The sequence below is a fragment of the Prosthecobacter sp. genome (genome assembly GCF_046154365.1).
In the GTDB taxonomy this organism is placed as follows: Bacteria; Verrucomicrobiota; Verrucomicrobiia; order Verrucomicrobiales; family Verrucomicrobiaceae; genus Prosthecobacter.
On the sequence record NZ_JBJXFV010000066.1, the window covers coordinates 60917 to 77622 of the forward strand.

Genomic DNA, 16706 nt, shown 5'->3' on the forward strand with positions numbered 1-16706 from the left:
TCCTCATCCCCTGCTGCAACGCGGAGCGCTGGATCGGCCAGTGCATCGAGAGTGCGCTGGCGCAGACGTGGGCGGAGAAGGAGGTCGTCGTCGTCGATGATGGTTCCACCGATGGCAGTCTTGCCATCATCCTGTCCTTCGATGATCGCATCCGTTTTGAAACCGGGCCGAACTGTGGCGGCAATGCGGCGCGCAACCGCTTGCTGGAACTTTCGCGTGGCGACTGGCTGCAATATCTGGACGCAGATGATTATTTGAAGCCGGACAAGATCGAGAAGCAGATGCGATTCATCGAGACGAATCCTGAAACGGATGTGGTTTTCAGCCGCGTGATTCAAGAGACTCATCATGAAGGGGGTGAAGTGCGTCAGGGCGTTTCCTTGATGCTGGAGCCGCTCGATCCCTGGTGCCTGCTGGTGCGCTGGGATCTGCCGCAAACCGGCGCGCTCCTGTGGCGCAGGACTGCCATTGTTTCCGCCGGGGCCTGGAAGGTGGATCAACCTTGCTGCCAGGAACATGAATTGTATCTGCGAGCGCTGAAAGCAGGCCACCGCTTCGCCTACTGCACGGACTACGGTGCGGTGTATCGCCAGTGGAGCACAGGATCGGTGTGCACGAAGAATCCCAGCGAGGTGCATCGTCGCCGCTTGGAGATTATTGGCGACGCCGAGGGATTTCTGCGTGAACAAAAGGAACTGACTCCGCCGCGACTCTGGGCCATCAGCCACGCGAGGCTGGAAGTGGCGCGGCAGGTCTGGCGTTACGACACCGCGCTTGCGGTGGAGATCGACCACACGATTCATCGTTCCCAGCCGGACTTTGAACCAGGAGGCCAGGGCCGACGCATTTCATACGGAGCGGGCTACCGGCTCGGCTACCGCCTGCTGGGATTCAAAGCGGCGGAGAAACTGGCGGGGTGGCAGCGTGGCGCGAAAAAATCATGAGCATCCAAATCAGGCAATTGCCCGCCAGTGCCGTCGTCCCCACGCGAAATCGTGTCGGCGCGATGGGACGCATGCTGGACTCTCTATTGAAACAAGATGCGCTGCCTGCAGAGCTGATCGTGGTGGATGGATCGGAGGATGATGAAACCCAGCGTGTGGTGGAAACCTTTGCGCAGAGCACCGCTGGTATATGCACCGTGAAATATTTGCGCGCTGAAACGCTCGGCGCGGCGGTGCAGCGGAACCAGGGAGTGGCCGTGGCAATGCAGCCGGTGATCTGGTTCTTTGATGACGATATTCTTTTCGAGCCTGATTGCGTGACGCGCCTGTGGGCTGCATTCAAATCCGCCGATGATATTGGCGGAGCAAACGCGATGATCACGAACCAGCGGTATCAACCGCCAGGCAGGGTTTCGCGCATCATGTTCAGACTGATGGGTGGAAGGGGGTCCAGTTTTGCGGGCCGTGTGCTAGGTCCGGCAGTGAATCTGCTGCCGGAGGATCGCGATGATCTGCCGGAGATCGTGCCAGTGGAGTGGATCAATCTCGGCTGCACTCTGTACCGTCGCGAGGCGTTGCCTGAGCCTGCGTTTTCCACTCATTTCACCGGTTACTCGCTGATGGAGGATGTGACGCTGTCGGTCATCGTCGGCAGAAAGTGGAAGTTGGTCAACGCGCGCACGGCCCGCATCTTCCACGACAGCCAGCCGGGATCTCACAAGGCTGATGTGTGTGACATGGCGGCAATGGAGCTGATCAACCGCCACTATGTGATGACATGCATTCTGCGGCGTCGCAGTCTCAAGGATTACCTGCGGCTGGGTTTGTGGGAGGCATTTCAACTTGTGGTCTGTGCTGCGAGAAGGGATAGCCGTCACGAATTAGTGCGCGCGTGCCGTGGCAAGCTCAGGGCAGTTTTCGAGATCTGCCGCGCGGAGCCAAATCCATTGACTATCAATCCATGAAACTTCACTACGGCTGCGGACTTGTTCCCGCACAAGACTGGTACAACTGTGACGCAAGCCCCACGCTGCGCTTGCAACGCCTGCCGATCATCGGCCCGGCTTTCCAAAAATGGCTGTCTCCCTGTTTTCCGCAGGACATACATTATGGCGACATTGTGCGAGGCCTGCGCATCGCCCACAGTTCCTGCGAAGCGATCTACTGCTCCCATATTTTGGAGCACCTTTCCCTGGAGGATTGCCGTACCGCCCTGCGCCACTCGCATGCCTATCTGAAGCCCGGCGGAACGTTTCGTCTGGTGGTGCCTGATTTTGCCAGGCAGGTGGAGGCATATCAGTCCAACCCCAACCCCGAGGCACTGTCCAATTTCCTGGGCTACACCCACCTCGGGCGCAAAACACGTCCCAAGGGGCTGCAAGCTTTCGCACGCGAATTACTGGGGAATTCCCATCACCTATGGATGTGGGACGAGAAGGGGCTGGCTGCTGAGTTGAGGCAATGTGGCTTCAGCAACATCCGCAGATGCCAGTATGGGGATGCGATTGATCTCGCTTTTCGCGAAGTTGAGAATCCCGGACGCTTTGTGGATTCGCTGGCGTTTGACTGTGGCAAATAAACATGGCACTCGCGCCCGTCACCGTCGGCATTCCGACTTACAACCGCAATGAGAGAGTCATCAATGGACTAGCACATATTTTTGCCTGCAACCCGGTGCCTGCGGAAATTATCGTGCATATCGATGCCAGTGACGGCTTGTTAGAGCAAAAAATCGCGGAAATTTATCCCTCGGTGCATGTTTTGGCTTCGTCTGTCCGAATTGGTCCCGGCGGCGGACGCCACCGCTGCCTTCAGGCTGCCACCCAGCCATATTTCGCCTCGTTTGATGATGATTCATGGCCGGTGGACGCCGATTTTTTTGGCCGTCTGGTTGAGCATCTGGAGCTGGCGCCTAGAACCGGTGGTGTGGCGGCCAGCATTTTTTTGCGAGGGGAGTCGCCGCCGCCCCTGACGAGCGAAGTGCGGCCGGTGGTGGACTATGTCGGCTGCGGGCATGCGTTGAAGGTGGCGGCCTACCGGGAACTGCAGGGTTATGTGGACCGGCCGATCGCCTACGGGCTGGAGGAGCGGGATCTGGCCCTGCAACTGCATGCCGCCGGCTGGGAACTGCTGCTGTGTGGCGATCTGCGGGTGTTTCACGATACGGATCTGGCGCAACAAAAGCGTCCTGAAATCACGGCGGCCACGGTGGCCAACGCGGCGCTGCTCGTCTGGCTGCGCTATCCGTTTTCCTGCTGGCCTTATGGGTTGCTGCAGTACCTCAATGTTATTGGGTTCATGCTCAGTCGGGGGCGATTACTGGGGGTGGTGTGGGGACTGCTGCGCACTCCGTTGGAACTCTGGCGTTTCCGGCAGTTGCGCCGGCCAATTTCGGCAACCGCCCTGCATTCCTACCTGCGGCAGCGGCGTCTGACGGTGCCGAGCGGCGTCACTGCATGAAGACTGGCGGTCACAGCGGTCTTGAGGTCTTGAGGTGTTTGGAAAACCATTATTCGGGGGAATGAGTGTCATGCAAAAGCCTGTGGTACTGGTCGGCATCGTCACGCACAATCGTGCTGAAATACTCCCGAAGGCAGTTGCCGCAGCGCTGGCGCAGCGCGGCTGCACGGTGCGGGTTTCGGTCATTGACGATGGCTCGACGGACGGCACAGCGGCGGTCGCCCGGCAGTTTCCCGGGGTGGAATGGCTCACCTGGCGGCCGAATCGGGGCTACATGGCCGCCCGCAACCAGTGGATGAGCACCGAGGGCGTGGACTACTTTGTGAGCCTGGATGACGACGCCTGGTTTTTGCAGGAGGACGAGATCGCCCTGGCGGTGGATTATCTGGAGAGCCATCCCGAGGCTGCCGCTGTGGCGTATGACATCCTTTCTCCCGACCGCCCGCAACCGGTGCAACGCGGGGTGCCCTGTCAGACTGCGATGTTCATCGGCTGCGGCCATGTGCTGAAATTGTCCGCCCTCCGTGCGGTCGGACTGTATGAAAAGACGCCGGGAAGTTATGGTGGTGAGGAGAAAGATCTCTGCCTGCGGCTACTGGACGCAGGCTCCCAGGTTGTGGCCATGCCCGGTGTGCATGTCTGGCATGACAAGTCTGCCGTGGCGCGTGATGTCGCCTTCCAGCACTGTTCGGGCGTGTGCAATGACCTGGTGATGGCGCTGCGTCGCTCCCCCCTGACCTATTTGCTGGCGGCACTGCTGAGCAAGACTGCCCGTCATCTGTTTTATTCCTGGCGGCAGGGGCTGGTCCGGCCCTGCCTCCAAGGGTTTGGTATGTTTGTGCAGGCGATCCCCGAAGTGCTGCGCAGCCGTCGTCCCGTGGGGGTGGCGGCATTGCGCACCTACATGAAACTGTCCCGCACCAGCGGGGGGAATCAGGGGTAAAAGAACTAGGCACCGTTGATCAAGCGATGAAACTGGAGGCGTTGTTGCTCGTCAAGCCGCGCGGACTCGCTAGCCGGCTGCGGCTGGCCTGTTACCGCCTGCTGGGGCTGCAACAGGGCGTGCGGAACCGGATGGAGGGGGGCGGGCGCTGCCGCCGACTGGCCCAGATTCAAATCGGCAGCTACAATGCCTTCACCCAGGGCTGCTGGCTGTGGCCGGAGGACACCGAGTATGATGGCATTCGCATCCGCATCGGTAACGGCAACTACTTCAACCGCAATGTCATGCTGGATGCCTGCGACTTGATTGAGATCGGCGATGACAACATGTTCGGCCCGGACATCTACCTGACGGACAGCAACCACAGGTTTGGTTCTGGCCTTTCTCCTGGCAAAGAGCCCATGCAGAAGGGGCGCATCAAGATCGGCAGCCGGTGCTGGATCGGTGCCAAGGCAGTCATCCTCAAGGATGTCGAACTGGGCGACGGCTGTGTCGTGGCCGCCGGTGCCGTGGTCACCCGGAGTTTTCCACCGGGATCTGTCATCGCGGGTGTGCCGGCGAGGCTGTTGCAGAAGCAGTCGCATAGTCCAGGTGGAATCTGAAGATGAGCAAACAATTCTTCATGGGGAACATCAAAGCAGCAGGGAAGGAGCATGCTGTTGCTGGCTTCATGCTGCTCGGCCTGCTGGCGTGCGTGGTGCTGCTGGCGCTGCGTGTTACCAGTGCCGTCACGCTGGACCGGCCGTTTTTGGGCAATACCTCGGGCCTGGAGGAGGAGGCGCTGTTCTCCGTCTGGAAGGCGCAGAACGGGGAGCCCATCTACACGGATGCTTTCGCCGCGCCCTTTGCCACCAGCTACTTCAACTGGCTGTTTTACGCCGCCTACGCGCTGTGGGGCAAACTCTGGAGCACCGTGTGGCCGGTCGCGGCTGCGTGGCTGCCGACGATCTGGCGCTCGCTGTCGCTGTTTTTTTGCCTGGGCACCTGGCTGATCCTGTGGCGCTCGGTGTTCAACGCTCCAACGGCCGCGCAGGGCAGGGGGGCATCGCTGTTTGCCTTCGGCGCGGCGGGCATCTGCGTGTGCAATCCCTTGTTTCACTGGATGTCGTTCTCGGTGCGTCCGGATGTTGGTGCGGTGTTCTGCGAGGTGGCGGGTTTCGCGCTGCTGCTGCGGCATGCGCGTCAGGTGTCGTTGCGCTGCGTGGTGCTGGCCGGTCTCGCGGTCGCCCTGGCCTGGAGCTTCAAGCAAAGCCAGGTGTTCCTGTTCGCGGGCGGCTGCGTCTATCTGGGCTGGCATCGGCAGTGGCGGGCACTGGCGGCCTTTGCCGCGCCGCTGCTCATCGTGGTTGCGGCGACTCTGACTTGCTCCAACGAATGGTACTATCAAAACACCGTCCTGCTGCACGCACTCACCAGCCAGTTCGATCCGGCCCAGGGGTTCAAGCTGGCCGCTGCTGCCATGGCGAAAGCGCCATTCATGCTGATGGGGGCGCTCCTGCTGGTGCCGCTGCTGGTGCAATGGCGGTCTTTGACACCGGAATTGCGCCTGACGGTCATGCTGGCCGCCGTGAGCCTGCCGCTGTGCCTGATCACCTCGTCCAAGCTCGGCGCCGGCGACTACTACTACCTGGCACCGAGTGTGTTTGCCGCCGTGCTCGTGGTGGCGTCGCGCCGGGCGGTGGTTGGCGGGATCGTGCTCCAGCTCATCGCCGTCGGCCTCATTTTTTCCGGCCAACTGGGCCGGGTGAACATTCGCGACGATCAAAACTTGACGCTGCGGTTGCAGCAGCGGCTGCAACACGAACAGGGGCCGCTGCTCATCACCGGGCGGCCTTATAACCTGCCCTGGCTGCACCCAGGCCGCCCGGCGTTTGTGTTCTCCTACCTCTATGATGAGTACGAGCGGCGTTATCCTGAACGGCTGCAGCAGGGGCTGCGACCGCTCATCCAGCAGCGCTACTTTCGACTGGTGGTCGATGTGGACGACCCGCCGCTGGATTTCAGCCCGGAACTGGCGGCAGCCTATACGCTGGCGGAAACAGGCGACGGCTTCCGCATCTACCGGCCGCGCCAGCCATGATTTTTGAAGTGAACTCTGACGCACTCCTTTCTGTGCTCCTCGCTCATCCAGGCACTCAGTATGCGCCGCATCTGGCGCGTGAACTGGGTCGGCGCGGCCTGCTGCGCCGCTACTGGACCGGCTTTGCCCTGGCGGAGCAGGGCTGGGCCGGGCGCTTGGTGAAGTGCGCGCCGAGTTTCATCCGGCAGCGGCTGGGGAAACGTCTCGTTGGCATTGCTAGCACCGCTTTGCGCACGCTGCCGCGTCTCGATTGGCAGGCCCGCAAGGCCGCCCGGCGGCAAGGCGATGAGGCGGCGTTTTTTGAGCGTAACCGCCGTTTTCAGGAGGCGATTCCCGCAGCGGAACTCCTCGCCGCCGCGGTGGTGATCGGCTTCGACACTTCGTCATGGTTGCTGGCCCGCCGGGCGAAGGCGGCTGGCAAACGCTTCATCCTGGATCAAAGCATCGGGCATCCGGCGGCCAAGGAACGCATTTTTGCAGCGCTGCGGCAGCGCTTCCCGGACTGGAGCACCTCCGCGCCGCAGAAAGCGGCAGCGATGGTCGAAAGCGAACGCGCGGAGCATGCCCTGGCTGATCTCATCGTGGTACCCAGCGAGTTTGTGAAGCAGACGCTCGTCAGTGAAGGCGTGGAGGCAGAAAAAATTCATGTGATCCCTTTCGGCACGGATCTCACGCTGTTTCATCCAGGTGCAGAACGACGGCACGCGGTACGCCAGCCGGTGATTTTTTTGTTCGTCGGCGGACTGAGCGCCCGCAAAGGCGTTCCCGTGCTGCTGGCGGCATGGCGGCAACTGGCGCTGGCGGACGCGGAACTTTGGCTGGCCGGGCCGGGAACGCTGCCAGCCGGCGAAATGAGCACGCTGCCAGCTTCGGTGAAACTGCTGGGAAACCAGAACCGGCAGCAAGTGGCGGCGCTCATGCAGGCGGCGGACGTGTTTGTCTTCCCGAGCTTTTTTGAAGGTCTGGCCCAGGTGCAGATCGAGGCGCAGGCCGCCGGGTTGCCGCTCATCGCGACGCTGGAGTCGGGTGCCTCGGAATTGATCTCCGAGGGCGAGAATGGTTTTATCGTCGGCTCTGGCGATGCCGAATCTCTAGCCGAGCGGATGCGCCGGCTGGCCGCTGATCCGGTGCTGCGCGAACGCATGCGGCAGGCCGCGCTGGCCGGGCGTGCGCGGCTTGGCTGGGATGTTTATGGCAGCCGCTGGGCGGAGTTGTTGCAAGCCACACCTTGATGCTCGCCATCCTCACTACCCACCCGATTCAATACCAAGTGCCGATCTGGCAGGCGCTCGCCCGCGATGGCCGCGTGCCGTTTGAGGTCTGGTACATGAGTGATCATGCCACGCGGGTGAGCCACGATGTGGAGTTCGGCACCAAGTTTGCCTGGGACATCGATCTGCTCTCCGGCTATCCGCATCAGTTCCTCCAGGTTCCTGACAAGGTGCATCCAGCCTCGTTTTGGCACTGCCGCATGAAGGAGCGGCTGCGCGATCGGCTTCGCGCTAATGGCGTCAAAGTCCTGTGGATTCAGGGCTGGCAGGTGGCGGGCTACTGGCAGGCGGTGCATGAGGCACGCTGCGCCGGGGTGGAAATCTGGCTGCGGGGCGAGAGCAATGATCTCGCTCCCGTGTCCGGCTGGAAAAAAATCGTCAAGCGCGTGGTGCTGGGGCAGTTGTTCCGCCGGGTGGGCAAGTTTCTCTGCATCGGCACGGCGAACCGCCGTTTGTACCGCCAGTTTGGTGTTCCCGAGGCTAAACTGCTCGCAGCGCCTTACGCCGTGGACAATGCGCGCTTCCGCAGACAGAAAGCAGAAATTGAAAAGCAGAAAGCAGAGCCGAACGAAGTGAGACCGACTGCCGCAGGCAGCCCGGAGGGAAGCGAAGCGCATCAAATTGAAAAGCAGAAACTGGAAATCAGAAAACGCTGGGGCATCGCCGATAATGCGTTTTGCGTTCTGTTTTGCGGCAAATTCATTCCGAAGAAGCGGCCGCTGGATCTGGTGCAGGCAGCGTCACTGCTGATCGAAGACAAACGCCTGCCGAACGTGCATCTCCTGTTCACCGGCTCCGGCGAACTCGGCAATGAACTTCGCGCTGCATGCCAAGTGGTCTTCGATGCTGAATCCGATCCATCAACCATCATCCATCAACCATCAACTCGTCCCCCCGCTTCCTTCGCGGGTTTTTTGAACCAAACGCAGATCTCCGAAGCCTATGTGGCCGCCGACTGTCTGGTCTTGCCGAGCGATTTCGGTGAAACTTGGGGACTGGTGGTCAATGAGGCGCTCGCCAGCGGCCTGCCTTGCATCATTAGCGATCATTGTGGCAGTGCCGAAGACCTGGGCGCACGGCCACCGAACCAAATCTTCCCCTGTGGCGACAGCGCAGCGCTCGCCGATCGGCTGTGCTGGCTCGCACAGTCGCCGGAGGCGGCAAAAGTGGGGCCGGAGGTGCTGCACGGTTACTCGTTCGATCACTGTGTGCAGTCGGTGGTGGACGCCTATCAGGATTCGTCATCATGAGACTGCTGGTCACCGGTTCGTCAGGTCTCATCGGCTCTGAAATGGTCAGCCACTATGCGGTGCAGGGCTGGGAGGTGCATGGGGTGGACAACAACATGCGCGCGGATTTTTTTGGCCCGCCGGGCGACACCCGATGCAATCAAGCACGGCTCCAAGCGCTGCATCCGCAGTTTCACCATCATGAAATGGATATTCGTGACCGGCAGGCCGTGCTGGAATGTCTGGAGCAGCTCCAACCTGACCTAGTGGTGCATGCCGCCGCACAACCCAGCCATGATCTGGCGGCCTCACGGCCGTTCGATGATTTCGACATCAACGCCGCAGGCACTTTGAACCTCCTGGAAGCCACGCGGCGGCATGCGCCGGATGCAGTGTTCATTCACCTGAGCACCAACAAGGTCTATGGCGACCGTCCGAACTCGATCCGTCTCAAAGAGCTCGACACCCGCTGGGATTACGACGATCCCGCCTATGTGAATGGCATCACCGAGGACTTCTCCATCGATCAGAGCAAGCACAGCCTGTTTGGCGCATCGAAGGTCGCGGCGGATGTCATGGTGCAGGAATATGGCCGCTACTTTGGCATGCAGACCTGTTGCCTGCGCGGCGGCTGCCTCACCGGACCGCACCACAGCGGGGTCGAACTCCACGGCTTCCTCAGCCACCTGATCAAATGCAACGTCGCCGGGAAAGTTTACCTGGTCTTCGGCTACCAGGGCAAACAAGTGCGTGACAACATTCATGCCCGCGATGTGGCGCTGTTTACGCAGGCGTTCTTTGAAAATCCGCGTGGTGGCGAGGTTTACAACCTCGGCGGCGGCCGTGACAACAGCGTATCGATTCTCGAAGCCTTCGACAAGATTGCCGCCATCTCCGGCAGGCCGATGCAGTGGGAGTATGTGGACAAGAACCGTGAAGGCGACCACATCTGTTACATCAGCGACCTGTCCAAAATGAAGGCCCACTACCCCGATTGGGACATCACCAAGAGTCTCGATGACGTCTTTCGCGAGATCTACACCGCCAGCGCCGCTGCCGTGGCATAGGTTGCCCGGTCCCAGGTCAAATCTGCCCACCGCCTGCACGGAAATCGCGGAAGAAATTTCAGCTTTCCGCTTTTCACTTTTAGCTTTTTTCAATGCGCATTCTCATCACCGGCGGGGCGGGGTTCATTGGCTCGAACATCGCCTGCCATCTGCGCAGCGTCCGGCCCGCCGCCGAGATCGTGTGCATGGACAATCTTTACCGGAAAGGCTCGGAACTGAATGTGGCGCGCTACCCGCCGCTCGGGATTCAATTCCATCGCGGTGACGTTCGTCATCCCGCCGACTTTCCAGCGGGACCGTTTGATCTGCTCATCGAGTGTTCCGCCGAACCCTCGGTGCTCGCAGGAAGCGCTGGTTCACCCGCTTATCTGTTTGAAACGAATCTCGTGGGAGCGTTCCAGTGCCTCGAACAAGCCCGCAGTTGGCAGGCCAAAGTGATTTTTCTCTCCACCAGCAGAGTCTATCCCGTGCGGCGGCTGGAATCCCATCCCTGGCAGGAGGAGGCGACGCGGTTTGCTTGGCTCGATGAAGGTGTGTCTGGCATCACTGCACGGGGTGTTGCAGAGGAGCTGCGGCTGGAAGGCCGCCGTTCGTTGTATGGTTTCACCAAGCTCGCCTGCGAACAAATGATCGAAGAATATCGCGACACCTACGGGCTGAGTGCCGTCGTGAACCGCTGTGGCGTGATCGCCGGCCCCTGGCAGTTTGGCAAGGTGGACCAGGGCATCGTGGCCCACTGGGTCATGGCGCATGTCTTTGATCGGCCGCTGTCCTACATCGGTTATGGCGGCCAGGGGAAGCAGGTGCGCGACGTATTGCATGTGCAGGATTTGTGCGAGCTGGTGGGCGAACAAATCACGGCCTTTGATGTCTGGGACGGCTGGACCGGCAACGTCGCCGGTGGTCTGGCCAACAGCGTCTCGCTGCTGGAACTCACCGCGCTCTGCCAGGAGATCACGGGGCGGGAAATCGCCATCAACTCCGATCCGCAGACGCGCCCCAACGACCTGCGCCTGTTCATCGGCGACTGCTCCCGCCTGTTTGAGCGCACATCATGGCGTCCGTCACGCAGCGTGCGGCAGGTCGTCGCAGACACACTCGCCTGGGTCACCGGGCAGCAGCAGGAGCTGCGTCAGCTTGCCTGAACTCTCATTGGTGGAACCCCTGATGCCTGTTGACCAGCCGCCGCTCACGCTCCTCAGCGTGGTCATTCCTGCCAGGGACGAGGCCGGCTGTATCACCGCCACGATCGAGCACCTGCATCTGGAACTCGAACTCAACCAAGTACCACATGAGATCCTGGTGGTGGATGACGGCAGCACGGACGGCACCTGGGACATCCTCCAAGCACTGGCGGGCAAGATCACGGCACTGTGTCCGGTGCAGAACCTCGGCGCGCATGGCTTTGGCCGCGCGATCATTCAGGGACTGGACCGCATGAAGGGAGATGCCGTGGTCATCATGATGGCGGACGAATCCGATGACCCCCGCGATGTGGTGCGCTACTGGAAGCTGCTCAATGAAGGCTGGGACTGCGTCTTCGGCAGCCGCTTCGTCAAAGGCGGCGGCGTCATTGACTACCCCTGGTTGAAACTGCGCCTCAACCGCCTCGCCAACTTCTTCATCCGCATGGTCTTCAACATTCGGCTCAACGACACCACCAATGCCTTCAAAGCCTACCGCCGCAGCGTGATCGACGGCTGCCGCCCACTGCTCGCGCCGCATTTCAATCTCACGGTGGAGCTGCCGCTCAAGGCCATCGTGCGCGGCTTCACCTGGACGACGATGCCCATCACCTGGCGCAACCGCCGCACCGGCCTGGCCAAGCTCAGGATCAGGGAGATGGGCAGCCGTTATTTTTTCATCTCCGCCTACATCTGGCTGGAGAAGTACTTCTCCAGGGGCGACTACAAGAACAAATAAGCCTGTTGGCTGAACGGGTCACGTCACATGCAAAAGAACAACACTGAAAACGCCGCCGACGTCCTCAAGGACTACGACGAATGGCACCGGCAAAGGAAGCGTGCTGGAGAACCCGAGTCACCGCTGGCGCATCCGTGGTATGAGGCCGTGTTTCGCGAGATGCAGCATTACCCTGGAGGCAGTGTGTTGGAAGTGGGGTGCGGGCGCGGCGGCTTCGCCCTCTGGCTGTCAAAGCAGAAGCCGGAGTTCAACATCACGGCCTTGGATTTTTCCGATTCCGCCATTGCCATCGCTAAGGAACTGGCCGCTGAACAACAGTCTGCTGTGCAATTCGTGGTCGGTGATGCGGAGGCGCTGCCCTTTGCCGACCATTCGTTTGATCTGGTAGTGAGCTGCGAGTGCATGGAGCATGTGCCGCATCCGCCCCAAATGGCGCAGGAATTGGCGCGCGTGCTGAAGCCGGGAGGAAAATTCTGTCTGACCACCCCGAGCTATCTCAACGGCATGCTGCTGGCCTGGATGCAGAGCTGGCTGAGTAAAAAGCCATTCAACTCCGGTGCTGGTGTGCAGCCGCGCGAGAATTTTTATTTCTTCTGGAACATTCGCGGTTATCTGCGCCAAGCGGGCCTGAGGATTGAGCGGATGGAAAGCTGCAACTACCAGTGGCTGCTGCTGCCGCGCGTGGCGCCGGCAAAACTCTGCACTATGCACTTCCAGAGCCGTTGGGCACGCTGGCTCGCCCGCCCTTTTGGCCTGCATTTCTCTTATTTTGGTCATAAACCCGATGCCTGACCGCACTCTCAGCACCATGAAAATCGCCATTGTCGCCGGCGGACAGCATCTCTTTGGCAAGGAGATCATCGCTCTGGAGCTGGGCGCAGGGCTGAAGGCGGCGGGGCAGCAGGTGTCATTTGTCTCCAGCCGGTGGTGCGGGGACGGCGAGTTCGGCCGCCGGCTGCAGAAGCTGGGCATACCTGCCAGCTTCATGCGCCTGGGATTCATCTCGGCCACGCTGAGCCTGGACTGCATCCGCATGACGCTGGATCAACTCGTGCGAGTGCCGGGCCTGTGGCTGGATTACGGCCGGTTTCTGCGCCAGCACAAGTCCGTGCAGGTGATTCATACCAACTGGCACCACCTGCTGGTGCTCTGGCCGTTTCTCAATCCCAAGCGAGATTGGTTCTGGCTGCATGATGTCATTTCTGACAAGCCGCAGTACCGCTTCGTGTTCCAGCACCTCTCCAGACGGCTGCGTGCGTTCATTCCGGTGTCGAATGCCGTGAAAGAGGCGCTGCTCCGTAGTGGGATTCCCGCTGGTAAAATCCAGGTGATTCACAACGGCCTCGCAGACCCCGCTGGAGCAGGTGGTTCCCGGCTGAAGTCCTGGCTGGGCTTGCGCGTGGGCATCGTCGGGCAGGTGGCGCCCTGGAAGGGGCATCAAGATCTGCTGGAAGCCTTTGCCCGGAATGCTGCGGCTCATCCCGCTGCCGAGCTGCATGTTTTTGGGGAGGCTCGCAGTGAGTTTGCGCAGCAACTCAAACGAAGAGCGGAAGCTCTCGGTGTCAGCAACCGGCTCTTCTGGCATGGTTTTGTCGCCGACAAGGAGCGTATTTTTGGGCAGATGGATCTGTGTGTCGTGCCAAGCCAGGCCACTGAAGCCCTGCCCACGGTGGCGATCGAGGCGGCATTCTTTGGGCTGCCGGTGGTGGCTGCGCGTGTTGGCGGCATGCCGGAGATCGTGGCCGACGGCGTCACCGGTCTGCTGCATGAGGCCGGGAATCAAACTGAGCTGGCTTCACAGCTAGACACCCTGCTCGGCAGCGCGGAACTAAGGGAACAAATGGGCAAGTCGGCCAGACAGCGCGCCCTGGAGAGTTTCAGTCGGAAACGTTTTGTGGCGGCCTTCGAACAACTGCTGGATGAGTTTGATTCAGATGACTCCAAAAATCACCGGTCTGATCCCGGTGTTACGGACCCATGAGTTGCCATTTGCCTCACCCGCCGACAGGCGTTGCCGGCCTCGCAGACTCAATAGACATGCATTTTTTCATGAAACATTGCCACTTGGAAGGTGCGTCCAGGTGATGCGCGTCGCCATCGTCAGCCGCGCCGAGAACGTTTCGGGCAAGGAAATCATGACACTGGAACTCGGGGAAGGTTTGCGCGCCGCCGGGCATCGTGTCAGCTATGTCACCAGCTTCTGGAATGACGGCAGCTACCAAGATCGGTTGAAGGAACTTGGATTCCCATTCGTCAGCGTGGCCCTGGGTGCGATTTCCGCCACGCTCCGGTGGGACTGCCTGCTCATGACGGTCAAACAACTGCTGCGCCTGCCGGCGCTCTGGACGGAGTACCGCCAGTTCCTGCGCCAGGAGCAGCCGGAACGGGTGCTGCACACGAGCTGGCATCACCTGCTGCTGCTGTGGCCGTTGTTGAACGCGGAACGAGACTGGTTCTGGATTCATGAAATTCTCCCGGACCGTCCGCATTACCGCCGGGTGTTTGGCTGGCTGTCGCAGCGCCTGCATGGGTTTGTCGCGGTTTCGGCAGCGGTGCAGGACACCTTGTTGCAACTGGGTGTTCCCCAGGAAAAAGTGCAGGTGATTCACAACGGACTGAAGGAGATCGCCGCACCGGATCAGCCTGCCGCTCCGGTTCAGGACCGGCTGCGTCTGGGCCTGGTGGGGCAGGTCGAGGAATGGAAAGGTCATCACGATCTGCTGGCCGCCTTTGCCCGCATCGCCGACCGGCATCCCCAGGCGGAGATCCATGTCTATGGCACCGGCTCCAACGCCTACACCGGCAAGCTCAAGCGCCAGGCGGCGGCGCTGGGTCTCAGCGACCGTGTGGTATGGCACGGCTTTGTCATGGATCGCGTCCGCATCTACCAAGAACTGGAGGTGTGCGTCGTGCCCGTGCCCGCCGGAGCGAACGAAGCCCTGCCAACCGTGGCCATTGAGGCAGCCTTATTCAGTCTCCCGGTGGTGGCCAGTCGCCGCGGCGGCCTGCCCGAAATTATTGAGGACGGGGTGACGGGTTTGCTGGTCGAGGCCGGCAACATCGACCAGTTGACGCAGCGCCTGGACGAAGTTCTCGGGAATCCGGAGCTGCGCCGCCGTCTGGGGGCGGCCGCCCGCCGCCGGGTGGCGGCTCAATTTGGCCGGGACCGGTTCATCACCGATTTTGTGCGCTTGCTGGAGGCGCGTCCGGTGTGAACCGGCGGCGGGCCGATTGACTTCACGCCAGCATGTGTCAGAAAGCGTCATGATCAGAAACAACACCACCGGGCCACCCGTGATGCGCGGCACCATGCAGGCGGCGCCGGTTCAGGGCGGGCGCGGCATCCGGCAACGCAAGGCGACGCTGGGATTATTTCAGCCCCTGCCGGCCTGGGCCTGGATTGCGGCCTTTGTCCTGACCCTGGCGAGTCTGACGACCATCTATCCGCTGCTTACCGCAGTGTGTGTGCTCACGCTTCCCGTCTGTGCCAGCCTGCTGCTCTTCAAAGGTGAGTCGCCCATCCTGTTCGCTTGCTGCGGGATGCAATGGCTGCAGGTAGTGGTAACCGTGTTTTATTGTGACTTCTACGGGGTCACCATGGCCACAGTGCTGGAAGGCCCGGAAGTAGAGCGTGCCACCTTACTCTGCGTGATCGGGATTCTTGCCCTGGCGCTGGGCATGCGCCTAGCCCTGAGCACTGCGGGGAGGGGTGGGGAAGTGGCCGGTGTTCTGGAGGCCGATGCAGGTCGTTTCGACATGGCACGGATCTTCCAATTTTGGATCTTCACCTCCGCGCTGGGGACGATTGCCGAAGGTGTCGGCTGGCGGGTGGTTTCTTTGCACCAGTTTGTCGTGCCGTTTTACAATCTGAAATGGGTGTTCTTTTTCATGCTCTCCTATATCGTGCTGCTGCGAGACCGGGGCTACGGGCTGCTGCTGATTGCCATGGCGGTGGAGTTTGTGACCGGCTTTCTGGGCTGGTTTAGCAGTTACAAGGAGGGCTTGATCATGTTCCTCATTGTTGCCATGACCTTGCGTCGCAGCATGAATGGCCGCCTGCGCGCCGGCATGATCGCGGTGATCCTGCTTGGTAGTGTCACCTCAGTGTTCTGGGCCAGCATCAAGGCCGACTACCGGATGTACAACAGCGGTGGTAAGGAAGGAACGCATGGTCTCAGCCGCCACACTATTACCGAGCGGCTGAACTGGCTGGCCGATCGCGTTTCTCGAATGGATGAAAAAACCCTGGACCTGGGTATGCGCATGTTGCTGGCCCGTCTGCAGTATGTCGCGCTGTTTGGTCAAACGCTCAGTCATGTGCCGAGATTCGAGCCGCACGCCAACGGCGAACTGTGGCTGGGCGCGGTGAAGCACGTGCTGATGCCGCGTTTCATTTTCCGCAGCAAGGAGACTCTGGACGACTCCGAGCGTGCCCGCCGTTTCACCGGGTTGCGATTGTCAGGGGGGGAGTCCGGCACTTCGATTGGCATCGGCTACATGGCGGAGAGTTATGCCGACTTTGGTTCCGTGGGCATGTTTGTGCCGGTCTTTCTGCTCGGTGTGCTCATGGCTAGGATTTACCAGGTGGCGTTGCGCAACAAGCATTCGGCGATGCTGGGAACGGCCATCGGCACGGCTATGCTTTTCGCCGTGTTGCAAGCGTTTGCCACTTCCAACGCCAAGCTGGTGGGCAGCCTAGTGCTGCTGAGCCTGGCCTACTGGGCCATGAACAAAGTGTATGGTGAAAGAGTCATGCGGTGGCTGAAGGTGCAACAGTGACTGTCTCCGC

The 16706-nt window shown here is 60.8% G+C and carries 16 protein-coding genes; all 16 read left to right on the top strand.

Annotated features, from left to right (window positions below; genetic code table 11):
* Nucleotides 1-5 precede the first annotated feature (5 nt).
* Nucleotides 6-944, top strand: coding sequence for a glycosyltransferase family 2 protein (locus tag ACKVY0_RS08305; protein ID WP_409214416.1), 939 nt, complete (start codon nucleotides 6-8; stop codon nucleotides 942-944).
* Entirely contained in the window at nucleotides 941-1909 is a 969-nt protein-coding gene (locus tag ACKVY0_RS08310) for a glycosyltransferase family 2 protein (RefSeq protein ID WP_409214337.1), read from the top strand. Before ACKVY0_RS08305 ends, ACKVY0_RS08310 begins: the two co-directional genes overlap by 4 nt.
* Nucleotides 1906-2523, top strand: coding sequence for a class I SAM-dependent methyltransferase (locus tag ACKVY0_RS08315; RefSeq protein ID WP_409214338.1), 618 nt, complete (start codon nucleotides 1906-1908; stop codon nucleotides 2521-2523). The genes ACKVY0_RS08310 and ACKVY0_RS08315 overlap by 4 nt, the downstream gene beginning before the upstream one ends.
* A gap of 2 nt (nucleotides 2524-2525) precedes the next feature.
* Nucleotides 2526-3404, top strand: coding sequence for a glycosyltransferase family 2 protein (locus ACKVY0_RS08320; protein ID WP_409214339.1), 879 nt, complete (start codon nucleotides 2526-2528; stop codon nucleotides 3402-3404).
* 70 nt (nucleotides 3405-3474) lie between these two features.
* Complete coding sequence (locus ACKVY0_RS08325; protein ID WP_409214340.1) at nucleotides 3475-4347, top strand: glycosyltransferase family 2 protein; 873 nt, start codon at nucleotides 3475-3477, stop codon at nucleotides 4345-4347.
* Between the two features lie 26 nt (nucleotides 4348-4373).
* Complete coding sequence (locus ACKVY0_RS08330) at nucleotides 4374-4949, top strand: acyltransferase (protein WP_409214341.1); 576 nt, start codon at nucleotides 4374-4376, stop codon at nucleotides 4947-4949.
* 2 nt (nucleotides 4950-4951) lie between these two features.
* On the top strand, nucleotides 4952-6427 hold the full coding sequence (locus ACKVY0_RS08335) for an ArnT family glycosyltransferase (RefSeq protein WP_409214342.1): 1476 nt from the start codon (nucleotides 4952-4954) through the stop codon (nucleotides 6425-6427).
* On the top strand, nucleotides 6424-7659 hold the full coding sequence (locus tag ACKVY0_RS08340; RefSeq protein ID WP_409214343.1) for a glycosyltransferase family 4 protein: 1236 nt from the start codon (nucleotides 6424-6426) through the stop codon (nucleotides 7657-7659). Before ACKVY0_RS08335 ends, ACKVY0_RS08340 begins: the two co-directional genes overlap by 4 nt.
* Nucleotides 7659-8948: a glycosyltransferase family 4 protein gene (locus ACKVY0_RS08345; protein WP_409214344.1), complete on the top strand. Its 1290-nt coding sequence runs from the start codon at nucleotides 7659-7661 to the stop codon at nucleotides 8946-8948. Before ACKVY0_RS08340 ends, ACKVY0_RS08345 begins: the two co-directional genes overlap by 1 nt.
* Entirely contained in the window at nucleotides 8942-9994 is a 1053-nt protein-coding gene (locus tag ACKVY0_RS08350) for an NAD-dependent epimerase/dehydratase family protein (protein WP_409214417.1), read from the top strand. The genes ACKVY0_RS08345 and ACKVY0_RS08350 overlap by 7 nt, the downstream gene beginning before the upstream one ends.
* 92 nt (nucleotides 9995-10086) lie before the next feature.
* A complete protein-coding gene (locus ACKVY0_RS08355) occupies nucleotides 10087-11139 on the top strand; it encodes an NAD-dependent epimerase/dehydratase family protein (protein WP_409214345.1) in 1053 nt (350 codons plus the stop codon).
* Between the two features lie 22 nt (nucleotides 11140-11161).
* Nucleotides 11162-11917, top strand: a complete 756-nt coding sequence (locus ACKVY0_RS08360) for a glycosyltransferase family 2 protein (RefSeq protein ID WP_409214346.1) — start codon at nucleotides 11162-11164, stop codon at nucleotides 11915-11917.
* 27 nt (nucleotides 11918-11944) lie between these two features.
* Nucleotides 11945-12709, top strand: a complete 765-nt coding sequence (locus ACKVY0_RS08365; RefSeq protein WP_409214347.1) for a class I SAM-dependent methyltransferase — start codon at nucleotides 11945-11947, stop codon at nucleotides 12707-12709.
* A gap of 16 nt (nucleotides 12710-12725) precedes the next feature.
* Nucleotides 12726-13898: a glycosyltransferase family 4 protein gene (locus ACKVY0_RS08370; RefSeq protein WP_409214348.1), complete on the top strand. Its 1173-nt coding sequence runs from the start codon at nucleotides 12726-12728 to the stop codon at nucleotides 13896-13898.
* 103 nt (nucleotides 13899-14001) lie between these two features.
* On the top strand, nucleotides 14002-15132 hold the full coding sequence (locus tag ACKVY0_RS08375) for a glycosyltransferase family 4 protein (RefSeq protein WP_409214349.1): 1131 nt from the start codon (nucleotides 14002-14004) through the stop codon (nucleotides 15130-15132).
* A gap of 49 nt (nucleotides 15133-15181) precedes the next feature.
* Nucleotides 15182-16696, top strand: coding sequence for a hypothetical protein (locus tag ACKVY0_RS08380; RefSeq protein WP_409214350.1), 1515 nt, complete (start codon nucleotides 15182-15184; stop codon nucleotides 16694-16696).
* The last annotated feature ends 10 nt before the right edge of the window (nucleotides 16697-16706 follow it).